General features: G+C 44.5%; 21 protein-coding genes and 1 pseudogene. 5 read left to right on the top strand and 17 right to left on the bottom strand.

Annotated elements, in window-relative coordinates:
- The first annotated feature begins 218 nt into the window (after positions 1-218).
- From GN277_RS07545 to GN277_RS07535, 3 genes are all read left to right on the top strand, one after another.
- A complete protein-coding gene (locus GN277_RS07545; RefSeq protein WP_159750542.1) occupies positions 219-446 on the top strand; it encodes a helix-turn-helix domain-containing protein in 228 nt (75 codons plus the stop codon).
- A gap of 208 nt (positions 447-654) precedes the next feature.
- Positions 655-1170, top strand: a complete 516-nt coding sequence (locus tag GN277_RS07540; RefSeq protein ID WP_159750541.1) for a hypothetical protein — start codon at positions 655-657, stop codon at positions 1168-1170.
- 2 nt (positions 1171-1172) lie between these two features.
- Positions 1173-1355, top strand: coding sequence for a helix-turn-helix domain-containing protein (locus tag GN277_RS07535; protein ID WP_159750540.1), 183 nt, complete (start codon positions 1173-1175; stop codon positions 1353-1355).
- A 331-nt stretch (positions 1356-1686) separates the two neighbouring features.
- On the opposite strand, the gene GN277_RS07530 is transcribed toward GN277_RS07535, so the two are convergent.
- The 4 genes from GN277_RS07530 to GN277_RS07515 all read right to left on the bottom strand — a co-directional run bounded on the left by GN277_RS07530 (position 1687) and on the right by GN277_RS07515 (position 6450).
- Positions 1687-2631: a hypothetical protein gene (locus GN277_RS07530; RefSeq protein ID WP_159750539.1), complete on the bottom strand. Its 945-nt coding sequence runs from the start codon at positions 2629-2631 to the stop codon at positions 1687-1689.
- A gap of 504 nt (positions 2632-3135) precedes the next feature.
- Positions 3136-3783, bottom strand: coding sequence for a potassium channel family protein (locus GN277_RS07525; protein ID WP_159750538.1), 648 nt, complete (start codon positions 3781-3783; stop codon positions 3136-3138).
- Between the two features lie 15 nt (positions 3784-3798).
- A complete protein-coding gene (locus GN277_RS07520) occupies positions 3799-5175 on the bottom strand; it encodes a TrkH family potassium uptake protein (RefSeq protein ID WP_159750537.1) in 1377 nt (458 codons plus the stop codon).
- 27 nt (positions 5176-5202) lie between these two features.
- A complete protein-coding gene (locus tag GN277_RS07515) occupies positions 5203-6450 on the bottom strand; it encodes a threonine/serine exporter family protein (RefSeq protein ID WP_159750536.1) in 1248 nt (415 codons plus the stop codon).
- Between the two features lie 408 nt (positions 6451-6858).
- Between GN277_RS07515 and GN277_RS07510 the strand changes: the two are divergent.
- Positions 6859-8176, top strand: a pseudogene (locus GN277_RS07510) (IS110 family RNA-guided transposase).
- A 278-nt stretch (positions 8177-8454) separates the two neighbouring features.
- On the opposite strand, the gene GN277_RS07505 reads toward GN277_RS07510, so the two are convergent.
- From GN277_RS07505 to mtaB, 9 genes are all read right to left on the bottom strand, one after another.
- Positions 8455-9111: an ABC-2 transporter permease gene (locus tag GN277_RS07505; protein ID WP_159750535.1), complete on the bottom strand. Its 657-nt coding sequence runs from the start codon at positions 9109-9111 to the stop codon at positions 8455-8457.
- Positions 9111-9956 (bottom strand): ATP-binding cassette domain-containing protein, encoded by an 846-nt coding sequence (locus tag GN277_RS07500; RefSeq protein ID WP_159756483.1) that lies wholly within the window; start codon positions 9954-9956, stop codon positions 9111-9113. The genes GN277_RS07505 and GN277_RS07500 overlap by 1 nt, the downstream gene beginning before the upstream one ends.
- 43 nt (positions 9957-9999) lie before the next feature.
- On the bottom strand, positions 10000-10371 hold the full coding sequence (locus GN277_RS07495; RefSeq protein ID WP_159750534.1) for a GntR family transcriptional regulator: 372 nt from the start codon (positions 10369-10371) through the stop codon (positions 10000-10002).
- A gap of 128 nt (positions 10372-10499) precedes the next feature.
- Positions 10500-12167: a ribonuclease J gene (locus GN277_RS07490; RefSeq protein ID WP_159750533.1), complete on the bottom strand. Its 1668-nt coding sequence runs from the start codon at positions 12165-12167 to the stop codon at positions 10500-10502.
- Positions 12168-12194: 27 nt separating this feature from the next.
- Positions 12195-12653 carry a Fur family transcriptional regulator gene (locus GN277_RS07485; RefSeq protein ID WP_159750532.1) on the bottom strand — a complete coding sequence of 153 codons (459 nt, stop codon included), beginning with the start codon at positions 12651-12653 and terminating at the stop codon, positions 12195-12197.
- A gap of 6 nt (positions 12654-12659) precedes the next feature.
- Positions 12660-12920, bottom strand: coding sequence for a DUF1292 domain-containing protein (locus tag GN277_RS07480; protein ID WP_159750531.1), 261 nt, complete (start codon positions 12918-12920; stop codon positions 12660-12662).
- Between the two features lie 147 nt (positions 12921-13067).
- Positions 13068-13511, bottom strand: coding sequence for a Holliday junction resolvase RuvX (gene ruvX / locus GN277_RS07475; protein ID WP_159750530.1), 444 nt, complete (start codon positions 13509-13511; stop codon positions 13068-13070).
- 3 nt (positions 13512-13514) lie between these two features.
- A complete protein-coding gene (locus tag GN277_RS07470) occupies positions 13515-13778 on the bottom strand; it encodes an IreB family regulatory phosphoprotein (protein WP_159750529.1) in 264 nt (87 codons plus the stop codon).
- A 57-nt stretch (positions 13779-13835) separates the two neighbouring features.
- Positions 13836-15119 carry a tRNA (N(6)-L-threonylcarbamoyladenosine(37)-C(2))-methylthiotransferase MtaB gene (gene mtaB, locus GN277_RS07465; protein ID WP_159756480.1) on the bottom strand — a complete coding sequence of 428 codons (1284 nt, stop codon included), beginning with the start codon at positions 15117-15119 and terminating at the stop codon, positions 13836-13838.
- 253 nt (positions 15120-15372) lie between these two features.
- Between mtaB and GN277_RS07460 the strand changes: the two genes are divergently transcribed.
- Complete coding sequence (locus tag GN277_RS07460; protein WP_159750528.1) at positions 15373-15609, top strand: HPr family phosphocarrier protein; 237 nt, start codon at positions 15373-15375, stop codon at positions 15607-15609.
- 94 nt (positions 15610-15703) lie between these two features.
- On the opposite strand, the gene thiI is transcribed toward GN277_RS07460, so the two are convergent.
- From thiI to prmA, 4 genes are all read right to left on the bottom strand, one after another.
- A complete protein-coding gene (gene thiI, locus GN277_RS07455; RefSeq protein WP_159750527.1) occupies positions 15704-16885 on the bottom strand; it encodes a tRNA uracil 4-sulfurtransferase ThiI in 1182 nt (393 codons plus the stop codon).
- A 33-nt stretch (positions 16886-16918) separates the two neighbouring features.
- Positions 16919-18076 (bottom strand): cysteine desulfurase family protein, encoded by a 1158-nt coding sequence (locus GN277_RS07450; protein ID WP_159750526.1) that lies wholly within the window; start codon positions 18074-18076, stop codon positions 16919-16921.
- Between the two features lie 69 nt (positions 18077-18145).
- Positions 18146-18883 (bottom strand): 16S rRNA (uracil(1498)-N(3))-methyltransferase, encoded by a 738-nt coding sequence (locus tag GN277_RS07445; RefSeq protein ID WP_159750525.1) that lies wholly within the window; start codon positions 18881-18883, stop codon positions 18146-18148.
- Positions 18883-19836, bottom strand: coding sequence for a 50S ribosomal protein L11 methyltransferase (prmA, locus tag GN277_RS07440; protein ID WP_159750524.1), 954 nt, complete (start codon positions 19834-19836; stop codon positions 18883-18885). Before prmA ends, GN277_RS07445 begins: the two co-directional genes overlap by 1 nt.
- Between the last annotated feature and the right edge of the window lie 25 nt (positions 19837-19861).

The following is a 19861-nucleotide window of genomic DNA, read 5'->3' as shown; positions in this document are numbered from 1 at the left end:
CCTTTGTCATCATAAAGTATTTTGAATCACTGAATAAACTAAAGCTTTCCATTCATATAACCTGAAAGCTGCTTTCAATATACAGACCGCTCACTTCCTGTATTTTCCCGAATTATGTCAATATCAGCCGATATTTGTCACATCTTATTATAGTAAATATATTTATTAAAATCAATAGTAAATATATTTACTATGATATATTTTGAAGAGGTGAAAAAATGAACAATCATAATTATATGAAACGATTACGAGATTTAAGAGAAGATCATGATTTGACTCAAAAGGAAATAGCATATTACTTAGGTACATCTCAAACTATGTATGCACGCTATGAGCGTGAAGCAAACGAATTGCCCATTCGGCATTTTATCGCTTTATGCAAATACTATAACGTGTCTGCGGACTATTTGTTTGGATTTACAACCACAAAAAGAAAAATATATTGACTTGCAAGCTTGCTAAAATCAAAGGCAGTTATTCAACCGAGAGTGTCAGATTATGTGAGTAAGTTCTCTGGACTGACATAATGAATTTTATCAAAATGCCAAAAGCCCGTAAAGTCTGGAACCCTTGCCTTGACTGGATTCTGGCATTTTGAGCAAGAAATCAAGTAGTCCAAAGGGCATTTTCAGACAACTTATTTACACAGATTTTATGACACTGCCTAGCAATGATGACGTATATGAACGTGTGTTAGGCTACATTGCGCAAAAAGAATGTATCTGCGGTTATGGCTTTACCTGTAACCCGGATCTGTCAATCATAGAACAATTTAAACTGAGCGAACTCTGTTCCCTTCATAAGAATCCTCAAAAAATCTGGCATTTCTGTATTACCTTCGCATGTCAGCAAGACTTTAACTGGCTGTTACCAATGGCTGTATGGGTTGCAAAATTTTTTTCTCCCGGATACCAAGTATTATACGGTCTGGACATGGAACGGGGCGGACACTCCTATTCACCTACAGGTAAGTACCGTTATCCGTCCAAAAGTTCAAAAGGAAATGCCCCTCATCTGCATTTTGCAGTCAATGCATTCAGTTACCATCCAGAGGCTTCCGTCCTTACGCCTGAGATTATGAAGGACTGCTTAAAACATATCCAAGATAAGCTGTCAGCCATGTATCCAAACATGACAGTGACCTTACAATTCCAAGGAAAGAAGGGATAAGAATGTTTGAACAATACGACGATATCCTGACGATAGAAGAAGTTGCCGAACTACTCCGGATTGGCATGACTCAGGCATACCGGATTGTACAATCAGGCAATTTGAAAGGGTACAAAGAAGGGAAGGACTGGAAGATTCCAAAACAGGCTCTTATCAATTATATGGTATCTCAAAGTCATCTGTAATCAGCTTTACATAAATCAATCTGACCAAAATCAATCATATGATTATAAAAATCAACATAGAAATCTTGATAAAACCTCTGTAGGATAGATTACGCTTCTATCCTACAGGTAAATTATTCCAAACAATGTCCCCTTTACGATATCACTGCCTAATAACACATCCGCCAGAATTTTTGTATCAATGAATATTCGCATATTATTCCTCTCTGACTTTTTCTAATTCAACCTTATAATCAATTTCTACATCAAATCCGTATGATAAGGGGGCAAGTTAATGTAACTCTTTTGATTCTCTGGATACTTTTAATTTATCTCATTTAACACCATGCGTTTAAACATTTACACATAATAAACTCTCCGCTTTTTTATATTCAGTTTCCGTATATCCCATAGATAAAATCTGCTCTTTTGTGATATTAACCCTAATCATTCTCTTAATAGCATCAATTCTTTCCCGTTCTCTAATATTCTCTGACAAATTACACATAATCTGGATTCTCCCTTCTAATTCAGTAGTCATTCTCATTCCATACTCATCTGCCAATATACGTTTCTTTTCTACAGCATCTTTTTCAGAAAGCAACTCTTCCAGCATAGATATCAATACGTTTTGAGATTTCTTTATACCCTCGCCGGAAATACACTTCTCCTCATTCCTTATATTGACAATAATACCTTTCATCAAATCCATATGATATGAGTTTTTCTTATTCCCGAAAACCATTTTTCTATCTAATCCAATTTCCTCAATGGTATCTTCCGTCTCATCATTATCCATACAAATCCAAATACTCCGGACTTTTTTCAAATTATCAAAATCACTGTGAAAAAATTCCGTCTGCTTCTGTGCCGAAATCATTCTTGCAAGATAGAAGATAATTCTATTCTCCAAATGATATCCTAATTTGCTATAACATGATGACTTTTGTGCTTCAATGTTTACCAGAATTTTCATCTCAGCTTCTTTGATGTACGCAGTAAAACGAATATCATAGTAAATGATACCTTCTCCCGGAACACTGTCCTCCGTTTCTGTTCCTTTTACACGCCCAAGATTAGAAAGTCCTGCATCAGTCGGCCTCGTTCCTATCTCGATATCATCGCCAACACATCCAATAATATCCTCAATATCCATTTCCCGAAATTCTTCAACTGTATATTTCAAAATCCATGATAATATCTGCTTGTCCGAAAGCAAATATTTTACATTTGTATCATATGCAGAACCAGAATCGTTCGTGGCATTGACTGTCTGAGATAAATTTGTCTCTATCATTGACTCTTCCTCTTTTCCTCATTATATGCAATATGAATGGTAAAAACAACTGCTTCTCAACAAAACATAGTTACTGTCATACAAAATTCACACTATTCATACCATTCAAACCATTCGCATTTCATTTTATATAGTATAGACAAGCAATATTATATATCAAATTCTTTCTAAAATACAACTGCAGTTTTGACTCAGAAATTCAAGTGAAATCCAAGTTTGGTAAAAGTTTGGTACAGACCTCATAATAACATACACCATCCCTTTTGTAAACAGCGAAAACCCGCCATCCACAAGGGATAACGGGTTTCGTTGTTATTATAGTAGTTAAAGGAATGAGAGTTAAAGTGCGGCACTAGGGGTAACTCCCCTAAGTGCTTTGCTTTATTGAGGGGGGATAGTTGATATCCTAACCAACTATCTGTACTCTAGTATAAACAATAAATATGTCTAAAGTGTGTTCAATCCATTAAAGATATGAAAAGAATCTTAAGAACCTATTAATTTCTATATCTTCTCCAACGCCTCATTGGCGCCAATCAGCATTAAGATCATCCCTTCCTTAAGAGGCATCTCCGGATTTGGCGTAATCTCCACACGCCCTTCCTCCTCCTCCCGAATTCCCACTACATTAACCTCATAAGTCCTTCTGACGTCCAACTCCTTAAGGGTCTTGCCAATCCACCGCTTCGGTATGGCAGTCTCCACAATGCTATAGTCCGGCGACAGCTCAATCCAGTCTGCAAGATTTGCAGACACCAGGTTCTTTGCAATCTTGCGCCCCATTTCCTCCTCTGGAAATACAACTGCATCCGCCCCGATTTTCCTAAGAACCTGGGCATGCCTCTCATTATGCGCCTTGCATAAGATATAAGGAATCCCCATCTCCTTAGCGGCAAGAGTAGCAAGAATACTGCCCTCCAGATTCTCTGATGAAGCCACCACCATTCCGTCAAAATTCCTTGACCCCAAAGATTCCAAAAGCTTTGGATTCTCGATATCCGCCTGCATCGCATAAGTAACCTTCTCCGCTATGTCAGTGACAAGCTCCATATCCTGGTCTACTGCCACGACGTCACAGCCAAGCTTCTGAAGCGTAACTGCCACACTGGCCCCAAAGCTTCCAAGCCCCAATACCACAAACTGCTTATTCATGATTTCCTCCTTTATCTATCCAACCATAATCTGTTCCTTGGGCAGACGCCGCACCTTATCCCTTGGATGGGTCTTCCCCGCAAATATAAGCGCCAGTGTAAGGGGGCCAAGCCGCCCCATATACATCATAACCATGATTACCGCCTGGCTTGCCCTGCCAAGATGAGGCGTCAAATCCGCTGTAAGACCCACAGTTCCCACAGCCGACGCCGTCTCATAGACTATATTTATCATAGGAATACCGTCAGGCTCCATCGCAAGAATTGCGATCGTCCCCGTAATAAATACGGAAAAGGCCACCATCACAACACAGAAGCCAGTCCGGAAATTTGCCACAGAAATTCTCCTGCCCATACATTCCGTATCATTTCCTCCCTTCACGAAGGTAAGGCATGCAAGGAACAACATCGCAAATGTGGTCGTCTTCGTTCCGCCTGCCGTTCCCCCTGGAGAACCGCCGATAAACATAAGAATGGAGCAGAACAGCTTCGACTCATCATGCATCGCCCCCTGGGAAAATGTATAGAATCCTGCCGTCCTTGTAGTCACAGACTGAAACATAGAGGCTAGAAGCTTTTCCCCGAAGCTCATACCGCCGATAGTATTAGGGTTCCCATATTCAGCAAAAAACACAAACACAGTCCCGACAATAATTAGAAGCAGCGTCATAATCAAAGCCAGTTTAGAATGAAGCCTAAGCCTTGTAAACCACCACTTTCCCGGCACTTCCCGATGGATAAGCTTCTTTCCATTCTCCAGCACGTCAAACCAGACTGTAAATCCGATACCACTTAAGATAATCAATAGGATGGTCGTAATATTGATAATCGGATTAGTCACATAATCCGCAAGGCTATTTTCCCCAAGAATATCAATTCCCGCATTACAGAATGCTGAGACTGCATGAAAGACGGAATACCAAAGCCCTTTGACCGGTCCATACTCCGGCACAAACTGGAACGCATACAGCGCCGCACCGCATCCCTCCACCGCCAGCGTTCCAAGGATTATCTTCTTAACCATCCGAACGATACCGCCGAGACGGTCCGCGCCGTAGGATTCCTGAAGCACCAGCCTTTCCCGCAGCGTAATCCGTCTTCTCAGCAGGAAGAAAAATACCGCTGTACATGCAATGACTCCAAGACCGCCAATTTGAATCAGCAACAGTAATATAACCTTTCCGAACAGTGTAAACTGGGAGGCCGGTGTAATCGTCACAAGCCCTGTCACACACACTGATGTTACCGACGTAAACAACGCGTCCATAAACGAGATTGGCCGCGTGTTACTGACAGGCAGGTACAGCAGCGCTCCCCCTATCAATATAATGCCTAAAAATCCAACTGCGGTGATGCGCAGTGTATTCCATCTGATGTTCTTCTTCCTATCCACAACTCATTCTCCATCCATACCACTTCTCTATTGCTCTGCCCCTGTAACCTTCCATTCTCCCACATAACGTGTCACAATCTCAACAAGCAGGAAACCAAAGGCCACAGCAAGACAGGTCTTTGCCAACTGGATTGCCTGCTGGGACGCCAGCTCATAATCTGCCTGGACAAACCCATGCATCATATAGAACAAAGAAGCTCCAGGAATCACAGGCATAATTGATGTTGTCAGGAAAATCGTTGCGGGCGCTCTGTGGACTCTTGACATCCGAAAAGCATAGGCAGCCACAATCGCTGAGCCAGCCATGACCGCCGCAAAATCATTGCCCCAGAGATTCAGCCCCAACACGTAGAAAGCACAGTTAATCGCGCCGCCGATTCCCGCATAGACCGACTGCTTGACCGCCGCCTTAAACACCAGTGCAAACCCCATACTCGCAACTCCGCAGGAAATCAACTGTACGGCAATGCTGGGAGCAATGTACATTTCATACATATCCCCTTTAAAAATCAGCATGGCAAGCCCTGTCCCACAGGCGATTGCAACCGCCCCCAGACAGGCGTTCGTAATGTTCAAAAGCCCAGACAGATACGCTCTCTTTAGCACATCCCGAATTCCATTGGCAACTCCAAGACCGCTAATCAGAACCATGTTAAGCCCCAGCACAATCCGGTCCGGATGATGTCCAAATCCTACCTTTCCCGCCAGCAGAACCGCCGCCGCAGACAAAAATGCAATGATCAGGTTATACACTACAAGGTTATCCTCCTTCTTACTGAGCATATTTCCCAGATAGACCTCAATCACCCCGCAGATAATAACGCCAACAATCGTATCCAGCCAGTCACATCCAAAATATACGCCAAAGCCCACTCCGCCCAGAATCGGCGCAACAAACTGTAGATACCAGGGCAGAGGCTTTCGGTTCATTACCTCATCATACTTTTTGCGAATCTCCTCCACAGACGGAGTGTCCATACAAATCTGCCTGGACAGGTTATTCAGATAATCCAACCTGTCATAGTTAAAGCCTGTCCTGTGAATCCTTCTAATCTGTGTAATAAAATGCCCGCCCTTAGGCTTTATCGTAGCCTGAATGTCACTCTGGATCGCAAAGACGCTGCACTGCTCCAAATCATAGCTTTCCAGCATCCGATACATGCTGTCCTCCGCTCGGTCTGTCTCTGCGCCGCTTTTAATCATCTCTTTTCCTATATTGATAATTTCATTTAACAATAATTCATAATCCCTACTGTTCTCTGTCTGTTCTCCCATTCTTACACATCCTAGTATAATAATGGTGTAGTCAAGAATGACCACTGGTTAATAGTTACAAAGTCCAATCTAATAAATCTATATAGATATAACAGAAGGAGGAGTTCCCCCTCCATCAGAAGTTATAAGGCAACATTATTTACCCTGTCTGAGGTTTCCTTAATGCACCAGACAAAACATAGAGGTATAATCACTGGAGGCAGGATCATTGACGACGCCTCCTTGGGAACTGGCCTTCCGGCTGGTGAAACCTCTTAGAAAGTCTGTCAGTCCATTCGGTGGTGATTTATGTTTTGGCTGGTTGGGAAGCCCCAGGCTATACCTGTATAAACCGCTAGGTTGTGTATCCGCCCTCTGGAAATGGATACCTGCCTGAAAGGATAAAACCATGAAATACCAAAAGTACTTATGATGCTTGAAAGCATCCCTTATCTCTCAGTCGGGCTTGATGTCGGCGCAGACTTCACCTGGATGTCCATCATGCTGCCCAATGGCATTCTCTCTGGAAAACCTTTTAAGATCATTCATTCTGATCCGCAGTCCCGTGAGCAAGCTGTCGCAAAAATAAAGGAAGCACAAGAGATGTATTCCCTCGAAAGCCGCTGCTTCCTTGAGTCCACCGGGATCTACCACATCCCGCTCCTGTACTTCCTTCGTGATAAGGGGTTTGACTGCTCAGTCATTAATCCTATCATCACTAAGAATAGCACAAATATGAACGTTAGGAAACTGCATAATGATAAATTTGATTCAAAAAAAGCTGCTGCCAAAGTCGGCCTGGATGCTTCCCTGAAGACTTCCATCATACCAGATGATGAGGTCATTGACCTGCGCAACCTGGTACGGGACTACTATTACTTCAAGGACCTGCAGTCCGCTGTCGTACTGAAGCTCACGGCGGAACTGAAAGTGTCCTTTCCCGCATACCGGAAAGTGTTTAGCAAGGTCACTACCCAAACTTCCTTAAAGCTCCTGGAAGCTTACCCCCTTGCCGCAGACATGCTTGCCGCCCCAAAAGACATACTTGTGGAAACCATACGCAAAACCGCACGTTTCGGTGAAAAATATGCCGTTTCCAAATATGATGCCATACGTGCTGCCGCAAAGGACGCCGCTGTTTTCGGACGTGCGCTTCAAAGCAGTGCACTCCGGATCCGGCTGTATATCAAAACCTACCGGGAATACCAGGAGCATCTGGACAATATACTTGAGGACCTGCATAAGGCTGTTGATAAGCTGGAAGGGACGCCGGTTTATGACCGTATCTTCCTTCTCCAGTCCCTGCGTGGTGTCGGTTTTCTCAGTGCAGCCGTCCTGATCGCTGAAATGGGCTCCTTTGACCTGTTTTCTTCCCCAAAGAAGCTTTATGCTTACTTCGGCTTGGATCCTGCCGTGAAGCAATCCGGCAAGTTCAATGGGGATAAAGTCCACATGTCCAAGAGGGGTTCTAGCCTTGCCAGGCGTATCCTGCATATGGTGGCTATCAATAATCTTAAGGTGGATAAAGGGACAAAAACACCAGTAAATCCAGTTATCCACGGCTATTATACCGACAAATGCAAAAGCAAGAAGAAAAACGTGGCTGTCGGGGCTGTCATGCATAAAATCTGCAATATCATTTTTGCCATGCTCCGGGATAATAAACCATTTTGAGATCATCACTCCTCAGGAACACTGTGAGCGGTATCTGGCAGCGCAGCCTGACAAGGTACGGAACGCAGCCTAACAGGTCTTATGAATTTTAAATAGTTCCACATGGGTGGGCTTATTAAAGTTACCCTTTTTACATCAAATGCTTCTGAAAAACTTTTTTAACATTTTTCATTTTAGCTATTGACATTTCTTAGCTGGACTTTTTTATGAATAACGCAAGATAACCGGAGCAATCCTGCATGATTGCCCCGATGTTTTCCAAACTACCAGATTACAGTATATCCATTTTTACCCTGAAAATCAATACTGAATATCTATTACTTCTTTCCCCTTCTGACATTAAAAATGCCTCTAAAATTCCCTGTTCTCCAGAAACCGAAGGGAACACAGATAAGAAATCACCATGATGATTCCGCATATTACAGTAATCCCCGCCAGGGCTTTTATTGGCTCTAGCCTATAAACCCAATTAATTGCCGTCTTCCAGTCAATGCCAGAGGCCTCGCATATCTTTATACCTAAATATACCGTTATAATCCCCACACCCCATAAAATCATCATCGCAACCCTGCTCTTATCCGCGCCGAACTTTAGCTGCAAAGGTATTAATATGGACAGGATCACTGTGACCAGCAGGAAACTGATAACTACAGATAATATCCACTCTCCAACAGAGAAATGAATGCCTCTGCTTCTGGATACCACCAGGGAAAAAACAGAAACCGCTGCCAGTCCCGGCAATGTCGTTATAATACTGAACAGATACTTTTCCCCCACATATTCCCTGCGGCTGACCGGAAGCGTAAAAAGATACCCCATCCCATTTTCAAACTCATCATAACTGATGGTCGTCAGCGTCATAATCCCTATCATGATAGTAATATAAGAAATAATAAAGGCAAAATTCGTATATGCTGTCATGAATATCACTGTCATGACCACAATCACAGCAAAAAATTGCTTCTGCCCTTTCAGTAACCCAAAATCCTTCATAAATAATCCTTTCATTATTCTTCACCTCGTATCATCATCATAATCAGTTCATCAATGTTTCCCTTCTCAACCGCTATATCTGGGTAATTCTCCTGATAGAACTGCCTCTGATCCGTCAGACAGCTATAGCCAAATCCTTCCTTCTTGTAGCGCAGGATATGTTCCCGTTCAATCCTTCCGAACTGCTCTGGCGTCGCCTTCAAGATTCCGTAGCAATCTAACAGGACGTCCGTTTCCTCATAGAGTATAATCTTCCCGTCGTCAATCATATAAATATCATCGCACAGACCTTCCAAATCACTGGAAATATGAGAGCTTACCAGAATCGCCCTTCCTTCTTTCTCCATATAGGTTCTCAGCATATCCAAAAGCTCATCTCTTGCGATTATATCAAGCCCTGCCGTGGGCTCATCCAGAAGCAATAGCCTTGCCTCGTGGGAAAGAGCCGCTAAGACCTGCAGCTTACGCTTCATTCCTGTGGAAAACTCCTTAATCTTCTTATTCATAGGAAGCTGGAACTTCTTACATTTTCTCCTAAACTCCTCCTCCTGAAAATTCCGATACATGTTTTTAAGCACTGGAATCAAATCTTGAATCATAAGATAACCGCTAAACCCCGCGTCTGACATGACGACCCCCATATCCTCCTTATCCTGATTCCCAATCTCATGGAGCGGCTTTCCAAGAATCTCAATGCTGCCTCCATCCATCTTAAGCAGTCCCAGAATTGCCTTGAACGTGGTGCTTTTTCCTGCCCCGTTTTTTCCAATCAGTCCCGTTACACATCCTTCCTGGACTTCCAGGGTACAATCCAACTGGAATCCTTTGTACTCTTTCCTTACTTTATTCAATCTCAACATCATGTCAACCCTCCAAACAGTTTTTCATTCTTCAGACTTAATATTAGTCCTCCAAAACCAGCTCAAACAGCATTCGTATCTCCGAATCCGTCATCCCACAGCTTCTCCCTTTCCGAATGGCCCTTTCCAACTCTGCCTCTACTTCCTTCTTCTTCTCCTCAAGCATCAATCCCTGATTGGCAAAGGCTACGAAGCTGCCCTTTCCATGAACCGTGTTCACAAAGCCTTCCTCCTCCAATACGTCATAGGCTTTCTTAACGGTCAGGGCGCTGACCTTAAGCTCCTTAGCCAGCGTCCGTACTGACGGGAGAGCTGTATCTTCTTTAAGTTCTCCATGCATAACCTTATTCTTAATCTGCTCCACAATCTGTTCGTAGATTGGCTGCATGGAAGAATGATTAATGATTAATTTCAATATCATCCCCCCTTCGTTCTAAACAGTATATAACAGTTTAGAACTGTTGTCAACTGTTTTATACTGTTTACTTCTATAATCAAAAAAAGCTCTTGATGACATCCTGCCACCAAAAGCCTTTCATAAACTTAAACATCCATAATAATTGGTAACACCATAGGTTTTCTCTTGGTACGTTTCCAAATAAACTCATTCATGGTATCCCGAATCACCATTTTAATCTTACTCCAGTCCGCATTGCGCTGATGCAGCAGACAGTCCTCCACAGCCTCACTTACCACGTTGCGGGCCTCCTCCATCAGCCCCTCGGACTCCCTAACATAGACGAACCCACGGGACACAATATCCGGTCCGGCAAGTAGCTGGTTGCTTCCCTTCTCAAGAGTCAAAACAACAATCAGAATTCCGTCCTCCGCCAGATGCTGTCTGTCTCGCAGTACAATATTCCCGACATCACCCACGCCAAGACCATCCACCAGAATCTCCCCTGTGTGAACCTTGTCCACAATCTTCGCCTCCTGGGCACACAACTCCAGCACGTCTCCAGAGTGAAGAATAAACACATTCTCCTTAGGTATTCCAAGGGTAGTTGCAATCCCAGCATTTGCCTTCAGATGACGATATTCCCCGTGTACCGGTATCGCATACTTAGGCTTTACCAGAGAATAGATTAACTTAAGCTCCTCCTGGCACGCATGTCCAGATACATGGGCGTCAGAAAAGATTACATCTGCTCCCTTAGCAGACAACTCATTAATAACCCTGGAAACAGATTTCTCATTGCCAGGAATGGGATTGGAGCTGAAAATAACCGTATCGCCTGGCATAATCGAAACCTTCTTATGCACGTCCGCCGCCATACGGGACAACGCCGCCATGGATTCCCCCTGGCTTCCTGTGGTAATCAGCACCGTCTTCTCCGGTGGATAGTTCTTAAGCTGGTCAATCTCAATGAGAGTCTTGTCCGGCACATTCAGATAACCTAATTCCTGGGCAACCTGGATGATATTGACCATGCTGCGTCCTTCCACAACTACCTTTCTGTCATACTTACATGCCGAATTGATGATCTGCTGCACTCGGTCTACATTGGATGCAAAGGTCGCAATAATAATCCTTGTATTCTGATGCTCCGAAAAAATATGGTCAAAGGTAATTCCCACCGTCCGCTCCGACTGGGTAAACCCTTTTCTCTCCGCATTGGTGCTGTCTGACATCAAAGCCAGAACACCCTTCTTACCAATCTCTGCAAACCGCTGCAAATCAATAGCGTCTCCAAATACCGGCGTATAGTCTACCTTAAAGTCTCCCGTATGCACTACGATTCCCGCCGGTGAATAAATCGCCAGCGCCGCCGCATCCTGGATACTATGGTTCGTCTTAATAAACTCAATCCTAAACTGTCCAAGGTTAATCGACTGCCCATGCTTCACAACCTTCCTTCTTGTGCTGCGCAAAAGGTTATGCTCAGTCAATTTCCTCTCAATAATTCCCATAGTCAGTTTTGTTGCATAGATTGGAAGATTCATCTCCCGCAATACATAGCATAATGCGCCGATATGGTCTTCATGTCCATGCGTAATCACGAATCCTTTCACCTTCTGGATATTGTCCTTTAGATAGGTCACATCCGGTATGACAAGATCAATTCCAAGCATGTCATCCTCCGGAAATGCCAGTCCGCAATCCACGACAATAATACTGTCTTCATACTCGAAGGCAGTGATATTCATTCCGATCTTTTCCAGACCTCCAAGGGGAATGATTCGCAATTTTCCATTGTTTTCTTTCTTCAAATTTACACCTCCACGTGCGTCTCCGTTCTATTTTCCTGCCATTTTAAGGCACTCTTGGCATTGTCCGTAGAACTTTAATTCGTGGTCTGACACGCAGAATCCCGTCTCCTGCTCAACAAGACGCTCTAATTCATCTAAGAGGTCTTCTTCAAACGGAACCACTTTCCCACATGTCTTACATATCAAATGATGATGATGATGCTTTGTCTCCCCATCAAACATATCGCTGATCTCATAGCGCAGGCACCCATCATCAAGATTGATCCGATCCACCAACTGCATTTCCCGTAACAACTGCACCGTCCGGTAAATGGTAGCCAGTCCGATATCCGGATAGTCTTCCTTCACCAGTTCGTAAATGTCTTCTGCAGTCATATGCTTATCGCGATGATCTGCAAGTACCTCTAATACAAGCAACCGCTGGTTGGTTACTTTAAGACCCTTTTCTTTCAGCATTTTCTTAAAATTCTCTTTACTGATGGACATAGTATATTACCTTTCGATCTCTACATCTTCGAGCAGCTCCTGGAAAATCTTCGATATAGCCGTAAGCTCCATGTCATCCTCCACAATCTCATAGACACTGTCTGATGACGTCTCCTTTGACGTATCCTTAAGGATCAGACATTCTGCATCTCCTTCCTCTGAATCCGTAACCAGAATATAGGACACACCATTTACCTTTGTCTGTTCCAGCACAAAAAAATCCACTTCCTCCGGAATATCTTCCGACCTGAACCTTATTTTCTCCATATTATTACCTCAAGAATACTTTTTCTGAAACCACACTACATTTTCCTGCTTTGCTGCAAACTCAAGAGCCTGCCGCCGGCAGTCTCCCTCATATGCTATGGCAAACTAACTGCAAAAATCCCGCTGCCATTCCTGATACAGCAAATATTAACGCTTCATCGTACCAGTCCCATTAGCCAAGGCATCCAGATATCCCTGCAATATAATAACAGCCGCAACCTTGTCAATATACTTCTTGCGGTCTTCCCTTCTCACATTATTCTCAATCAATGTCCGTTCCGCTTCTACAGTACTCAAACGCTCGTCCCACATCACGACCTCAAGATTCGTCCGCCTCTCAAGCATCTTCCCAAACTCCATGGATTGTTCCGCCCGATCCCCCATATCATTGTTCATATGCTTCGGAAGTCCAAGCACAATCCGCTCTACCCCGTACTCCTCAATTAATGCCTCGATACGCGCACAGGTCTTGCGAAGCTTGTTCTCCTCCTTACGGCAAATCGTTTCTATCCCCTGGGCAGTAATACCCAGAGCATCACTGATTGCTACGCCTACCGTCTTAGAGCCGTAGTCCAGTCCCATGATTCTCATAGATTATACCCATCTGTTGTGCTCAATATACGTCTTAAGCATCTCTTCTACCAGTTCGTCCCGCTCCATCTTCATGATCAGGCTTCTCGCTCCGTCGTAACTTGTGATATATGTCGGGTCCCCTGACATAATATACCCCACAATCTGGTTCACCGGATTATATCCTTTTTCACTTAATGCCCTGTACACAATCTCAAGTATATCTTTTGCTTGAATCTGTGGACCGCTTTCTACCTGAAAAAATTGTGTGCTGCTTAAATCTCTCATATACTCACGTCCTCCAAAAATACTTCAATGTTATTCTAACCTATTGACGGGAAAAATTCAATGAATTATTTGTAAACGGCTCTCAATTTCTACATTTACCAACTCATTAATCCTGTTTTCGGCTATTTTCTGTCCAACCTTCACATATTCTCTGGTGTGTCCCGTATGGTAACGCTCTCCTTCCACCAGAATTTCTTCCTCAATCAGAACCTCCTTGACTGTTCCAACTAACGCCTCCTCGTAAGCTTCCTGTTTCCTTCTGCTAAGATTAAGAAGCTCATTGCTTCTGAGGGTCTTTACATCCTCCGGCACCTGGTTCTCCATGGAAGCCGCCTTTGTTCCCTCCCGCTTTGAATATTTAAACACATGAGTTTCGTAGAAATTGACTTTGTCGATAAAGGCTTTCGACTGGTCAAATTCTTTCTCCGTCTCACCTGGGAAGCCGACGATTACATCTGTTGTCAATGCGGGGCGGGTAAAATATTTCCTTAAAAGCACACATTTTTCATAGTATTCCTCAGAGGTGTAACGGCGGTTCATCCGCTTCAATGTATCATTACAGCCGCTTTGCAGGGACAGGTGGAAATGAGGGCATAGCTTCGGAAGTGTTGCAAGTGTTTTCACAAATTCTTCAGTTATGATTCTCGGCTCCAGGGAGCCTAAACGGATTCTTTGAATTCCCTTGATTTCGTGTACTGCTTCAATCAGATTTAACAGGCTGTCATTGGTATCCATACCATAAGAGCTTAGATGGATTCCAGTCAGCACCACCTCTTTATAGCCGTTATCCGCAAGCCTTTGTATTTCCTCAAGCACACTGCTCCTTCTTCGGCTTCTGACTCGTCCCCGAACATAAGGGATAATGCAGTAGGTACAGAACTGATTGCACCCATCCTGAACCTTCACATATGCGCGGGTGTGCTCCTTCGTCTGCTCAAGATGTAATTCTTCGTATTCATCTGTGTGGTTAATGTCAACCAATTCTCTCTTACGTTCCTTTTTGCAGCCTTCATATGCTTCCAAAATCTCAATCAAATCCTTCTTCTGGTTATTCCCGACAACAATATCCACACATTCGTCCTGAACTCCATTCTTAGCCTGCACATAACAGCCACAGGCCACCACCACAGCTTCCGGATTCTTTTTTCTTGCCCTGTGCAGCATCTGCCTTGATTTGCGGTCTGCCATATTAGTGACTGTACATGTATTGATAATGTAAACGTCCGCTTTCTCTTTAAACGGTACAATCTCGTATCCATGCCGGACTAACGATTCCTGCATTGCTTCTGTCTCATATGCGTTTACTTTACATCCTAGATTATGTAATGCTGCTTTTTTCATGTTCATGCTGAATCCTTTCTATACATTTATGGACGAAGTCCACCTGCCCGAAGGGCATGTATTTCGGTGTGCCCTTGGGTATACATTTATGGACGAAGTCCACCTGCCCTCCAGGGTAACACTCTCTATGCAGACTGCCAGAAGCCCTCTGACAGAATACTTTATATCTTTGGCAAATTGTTCCTTGACTTTTCTATCACTTCCTCTTAAGATAGGTATAGAACACGAAAACATAAAAGGGAGGTTTTGTCCAATGAAAACAGTTCAGATTTCTTTGAATTCTATTGATAAGGTAAAGTCTTTTGTAAATGATATCACAAAATTTGACCATGATTTCGATCTTGTATCCGGAAGGTACGTGATTGACGCCAAGTCTATTATGGGAATTTTCAGCTTAGACCTTTCCAAGCCGATTGACTTGAATATTCATGCTGATACGGCTGAGATCGATACGATTCTCGATGCGCTTAAGGCTTATATCTGCGAGTAACCGTATTCTGGATATCCGTTTAGGTATTGGGGAACATGCGGGCAGGCTTATGAAAAAGCCCTGCCCTTTTTATTTAGCAAAGTAATGCTTACCCCTATTTCACCTCAATCATCTCCGCCGTCTCAAGGGCCGTCTTCATCAATTCATCAATCTTCTCACTCAGATGCTCCTCCGACCTGCGAATCACCTCTACATTAGGCTTTGTCACCGGATGCTTTGCCACAAAGATGGTACAGCAGTCCTCAAAAGGCTGGATAGACGTCTCATAAGTTCCGATTCTTTCCGCAATATTCACAATCTCCTGCTTGTCAAACCCAATGACGGGCCTATACACCGGCATAGTGCACACATCATTGGTAGCGGCAAGGCTCTGCATAGTCTGGCTCGCCACCTGGCCGATGCTCTCACCCGTAATCAACCCAAGGCACCCATCCTTCTTTGCAAAATACTCTGCAATGCGCATCATATACCGCCTCATAATAATCGTCAGTTCTTCATGAGGGCACTGGTCATAAATATACAACTGAATATCCGTAAAATTTACCACATGAAGTTTAATCGGCCCTGCATATCGGGACACAATCCTGGCCAAATCCACGACCTTCTGCTTGGCCCGCTCACTGGTATAGGGCGGCGCATGGAAATAAGTCGCCTCAATACCCACGCCCCTTTTGGAAATCATATAGCCCGCCACAGGGCTGTCAATCCCACCTGACAACAAAAGCATTGCCTTTCCGTTGGTCCCTACGGGCATTCCGCCTGCCCCTTTTATAATCCGAGAATAAACATAAATCTCGTTTCGTACCTCTACATTCAGCATCACGTCTGGATGGTGCACGTCCACCTTGGTCTCAGGAAATGCGTCAAGAATTGCCTCTCCCAGAGCACAGTTAATCTCCATGGAGGTCAGAGGGTAGGACTTCCTGGCGCGTCTGGCCTCCACCTTAAAGGTCAGGCGCTTATCTGGATATGCCTCGTCCATATATGCGACTATATCCTTCTTCAACTGTTCAAATCCTGCATCCTCCATGCGGACAACCGGACAGATTCCCACAATACCGAACACCCTTTTTAAGTGCTCTATTGTATCCTCATAATCATAGTCTCCCTCACAGTCCACATAGATTCTTGCCTGAGACTTATAGACTTCAAACTGCCCGTCCACGTCCTTCAGTGCGAACCGCACCTGTCTGACGAGCGCATCCTCAAACAGATAACGGTTCTTTCCTTTGATTCCTATCTCTCCGTATTTAATTAAAAAAGTATGATATCTCATCTTCTATCTTCTCTCTCTTATTCATAGATTTTTTTAACGCCTGGTATATTTCCGAAGGTTCGGCACTATATTATAGAGGGTATCTAACGTATAGTCAATCTCCTCTGGCGTTGTAAATTCTGACATACTGAACCGCAAGGTAGCGTCTAAGAATTCCTGGCGTGCCCCGATTCCTTTCAGAACACCGCTGACCTGAGGATGATTCGACGAGCATGCCGAGCCGGAGGATACATAGATGCCTTTTTCCTCCAAGGCATGCAAAAGCACCTCGCTTCGGATTCCCGCAAACCCCACGCTGATAATATGAGGCGCGCTGGTTTCATCGTAAAGCCCGTGAATGGTAGTATCATCAATCTGGCTGACGCCCTTGATAAACTTTTGCTTCAGCCTCCTCATCCGCGCGATCTTCACATCCAAATCCTGGTAAATCATCTTCGCCGCAAGGGATATTCCCGCAATACCAGGAACATTTTCCGTACCTGAGCGAATATTCTTCTGCTGCTCTCCCCCGAATACAATAGGCTTAATCTTCACATTTTCACCTATATATAGGATTCCCGTACCCTTAGGCCCGTGAATCTTGTGGCCGCTGATAGAGCACAGGTCTACCTTAAGCTTCTTCGGGTAAATCCGGTACTTGCCGAAGCCCTGCACCGCGTCCACATGGAACAGGATATTCCGGTTATATGCCTTAACAATACCGGCCGCCTCCTGGATTGGCTGGACGGAGCCCACCTCATTGTTCACATACATAATTGACACAAGGATGGTATCCTCACACAATGCCTCTTTAAGCGCATCTAATTTCACCCTTCCGTAACGGTCCACCGGAAGATAGGTCACACGAAAGCCCTCCTCCTCCAGATGGCGCATGGTATTAATAATTGCCGGATGCTCGATAGCGGTGGTAATCAGATGCTTCCCTGCACGCTGGTTCGCCATGGCCACGCCCCGAAGAGCCAGGTTGTCGCTCTCCGTTCCGCCGGATGTAAAGACGATTTCCTTTGGCTGTACCTTCAGAAGCTTGGCAAACGTCTCTTTTGCTTCTTTTATATACTGCTCTGCCGCAACGCCTTTGGCATGCATGGAGGATGGATTTCCATAATCTTCACACATTACCTTTTTTACCAGTTCACCGACGCAGTCATAGGCGCGGGTTGTTGCGGAGTTGTCTAAATATATTTCTCCCATTCTTTCACTTCCTGATTTTTTATTTTCTTATTAACAGAATATGTGCTTTCTATGTGTTAGGTCACAAATCTATTCCTCCAAATGAAACATCAAAACAGACAGCATGGCAAGTCCCGCCGTCTCTGTCCTTAAAATTCTCCGCCCCAGAGTGACCGCCTTCGCCCCATATTCAAGAGCCAAATCCACTTCCTTCCTCTCAAAGCCTCCCTCCGGCCCGATAAAAATACCCACGGACTGTCCTGGCATAACAGAAGCTATGATTTCCTTTGTCTCCTTCATACCTTCTTTAAGCTCATAGGGAATCAGAAGCACATCCAGCCCCTTTGCCCAGGAAAGAGCCTCCGGATAAGACACCACCTTACCCACTTCGGGAATATAGCCCCTGCCCGCCTGCTTCGCCGCACTCCTGGCAATCTCCTGCCATCTCTCCACCTTTTTTGCAGCCTTCTTTTCATCAAGCTTCACCACCGAACGCCTGGTACTTACCGGTATTACCTGGTACGCCCCTAATTCCACGGCCTTTTGCACAATCAACTCCATCTTGTCCTGCTTGGGAAGTCCCTGAAACAGATAGATTCTGGAGGATAATTCTGTATCCGACTCCATTTCTTCCAGAATCCGAAGAAGGGCTTTTCCTCCTTCATATTCCTCTACCCCACACAGATACTTCAAATTATTGCCGTCGCTTACCATAAGCTTCTCGCCGCAGCCCATCCGAAGCACATTCTTCATATGGTTCACATCAGAACCCTCAATCACGATCCTGTCTCCCTCCACCTGGGAAGGCGTCACAAAAAAATGCTGCATTAATTCTTCCTCGCTGTCACAGATACCCATTCCCCTTGACGGTTCACCTCCAGAACCTCAAGGCCCGCCGCTTCTAAAGCCTTAACCACAACCGCCTCCTTATTGTCTATAATCCCGCTGGTAATATAGACGCCGCCCTGCTTCATCTGGCGGACAATCACAGGAGTCAGGGGAATTAACACATCTGCAAGGATATTTGCAGCCACAATATCATACTTCTCATAACCGACTGCATCCTGTACCGCAGTATCATCAATGATATTTCCAATCATGACCTCATACTGCTCTTTTGAAATGCCGTTGACCTCCATATTCTCATGGGTAGCGTCAATGGCGCAAGGGTCCAAATCCGTTCCCACCGAGTACCCTGCGCCGAACTTTAACGCAAGCATCCCAAGAATCCCGCTTCCGCATCCCACGTCAAGAATACGGGCATCTTTTTTCACATATTTTTTCAACTGACGGATACATAACTGGGTCGTCTCATGGGTTCCTGTACCGAAGGCTGTTCCAGGATCAATATGGATAACCAGTTTATCCTCATCCTTCTCCTCTACCTTCTCCCATGAGGGGATGACAAGGATATCGTCAATATAAAACTGATGAAAATACTGCTTCCAGTTATTCACCCAGTCCACATCCTCTGTCTGGGATTCCTCGATGGTACACTCGCCCACATCCAGATAAGCGCGCATTTCCCGAAGCTCCTTTTGCACGTTCATCAGAATACTCCCCTTATCATCTTCTTCCCCCAGATAAAATGTCAGATACGCCTTGCCGTCATCCTCCGGCAAGTCCGGCAGGATGTCCACAAACATCTGCTCTTTATCCTCCTTGGTCAGAGGCACCCTGTCCTCAATCTGCACACCCTGGATTCCCAAATCCATGAGCATACTGCTGACAATATCCTCCGCCTCTGTCGTCGTCGTCAGCCGAAACTGATTCCATCTCATAACCCTTCTCCTCTCCTAAAAACTC

Origin of the sequence: Sporofaciens musculi, assembly GCF_009830285.1 — a bacterium.
In the GTDB taxonomy this organism is placed as follows: Bacteria; Bacillota; Clostridia; order Lachnospirales; family Lachnospiraceae; genus Sporofaciens; species Sporofaciens musculi.
Note: the sequence above shows the minus strand (reverse complement) of the source record. Positions and strands in the feature narration are given on the sequence as shown.

Coding starts and splice junctions, on each gene's coding strand:
- GN277_RS07545 (WP_159750542.1), top strand. CDS start 219: ATGAACAATCATAATTATATGAAACGATTACGAGATTTAAGAGAAGAT.
- GN277_RS07540 (WP_159750541.1), top strand. CDS start 655: ATGACACTGCCTAGCAATGATGACGTATATGAACGTGTGTTAGGCTAC.
- GN277_RS07535 (WP_159750540.1), top strand. CDS start 1,173: ATGTTTGAACAATACGACGATATCCTGACGATAGAAGAAGTTGCCGAA.
- GN277_RS07530 (WP_159750539.1), bottom strand. CDS start 2,631: ATGATAGAGACAAATTTATCTCAGACAGTCAATGCCACGAACGATTCT.
- GN277_RS07525 (WP_159750538.1), bottom strand. CDS start 3,783: ATGAATAAGCAGTTTGTGGTATTGGGGCTTGGAAGCTTTGGGGCCAGT.
- GN277_RS07515 (WP_159750536.1), bottom strand. CDS start 6,450: ATGGGAGAACAGACAGAGAACAGTAGGGATTATGAATTATTGTTAAAT.
- GN277_RS07505 (WP_159750535.1), bottom strand. CDS start 9,111: ATGAAAGGATTATTTATGAAGGATTTTGGGTTACTGAAAGGGCAGAAG.
- GN277_RS07500 (WP_159756483.1), bottom strand. CDS start 9,956: ATGTTGAGATTGAATAAAGTAAGGAAAGAGTACAAAGGATTCCAGTTG.
- GN277_RS07485 (WP_159750532.1), bottom strand. CDS start 12,653: ATGTCCATCAGTAAAGAGAATTTTAAGAAAATGCTGAAAGAAAAGGGT.
- GN277_RS07480 (WP_159750531.1), bottom strand. CDS start 12,920: ATGGAGAAAATAAGGTTCAGGTCGGAAGATATTCCGGAGGAAGTGGAT.
- ruvX (WP_159750530.1), bottom strand. CDS start 13,511: ATGAGAATCATGGGACTGGACTACGGCTCTAAGACGGTAGGCGTAGCA.
- GN277_RS07470 (WP_159750529.1), bottom strand. CDS start 13,778: ATGAGAGATTTAAGCAGCACACAATTTTTTCAGGTAGAAAGCGGTCCA.
- mtaB (WP_159756480.1), bottom strand. CDS start 15,119: ATGAAAAAAGCAGCATTACATAATCTAGGATGTAAAGTAAACGCATAT.
- GN277_RS07460 (WP_159750528.1), top strand. CDS start 15,373: ATGAAAACAGTTCAGATTTCTTTGAATTCTATTGATAAGGTAAAGTCT.
- thiI (WP_159750527.1), bottom strand. CDS start 16,885: ATGAGATATCATACTTTTTTAATTAAATACGGAGAGATAGGAATCAAA.
- GN277_RS07450 (WP_159750526.1), bottom strand. CDS start 18,076: ATGGGAGAAATATATTTAGACAACTCCGCAACAACCCGCGCCTATGAC.
- GN277_RS07445 (WP_159750525.1), bottom strand. CDS start 18,883: ATGCAGCATTTTTTTGTGACGCCTTCCCAGGTGGAGGGAGACAGGATC.
- prmA (WP_159750524.1), bottom strand. CDS start 19,836: ATGAGATGGAATCAGTTTCGGCTGACGACGACGACAGAGGCGGAGGAT.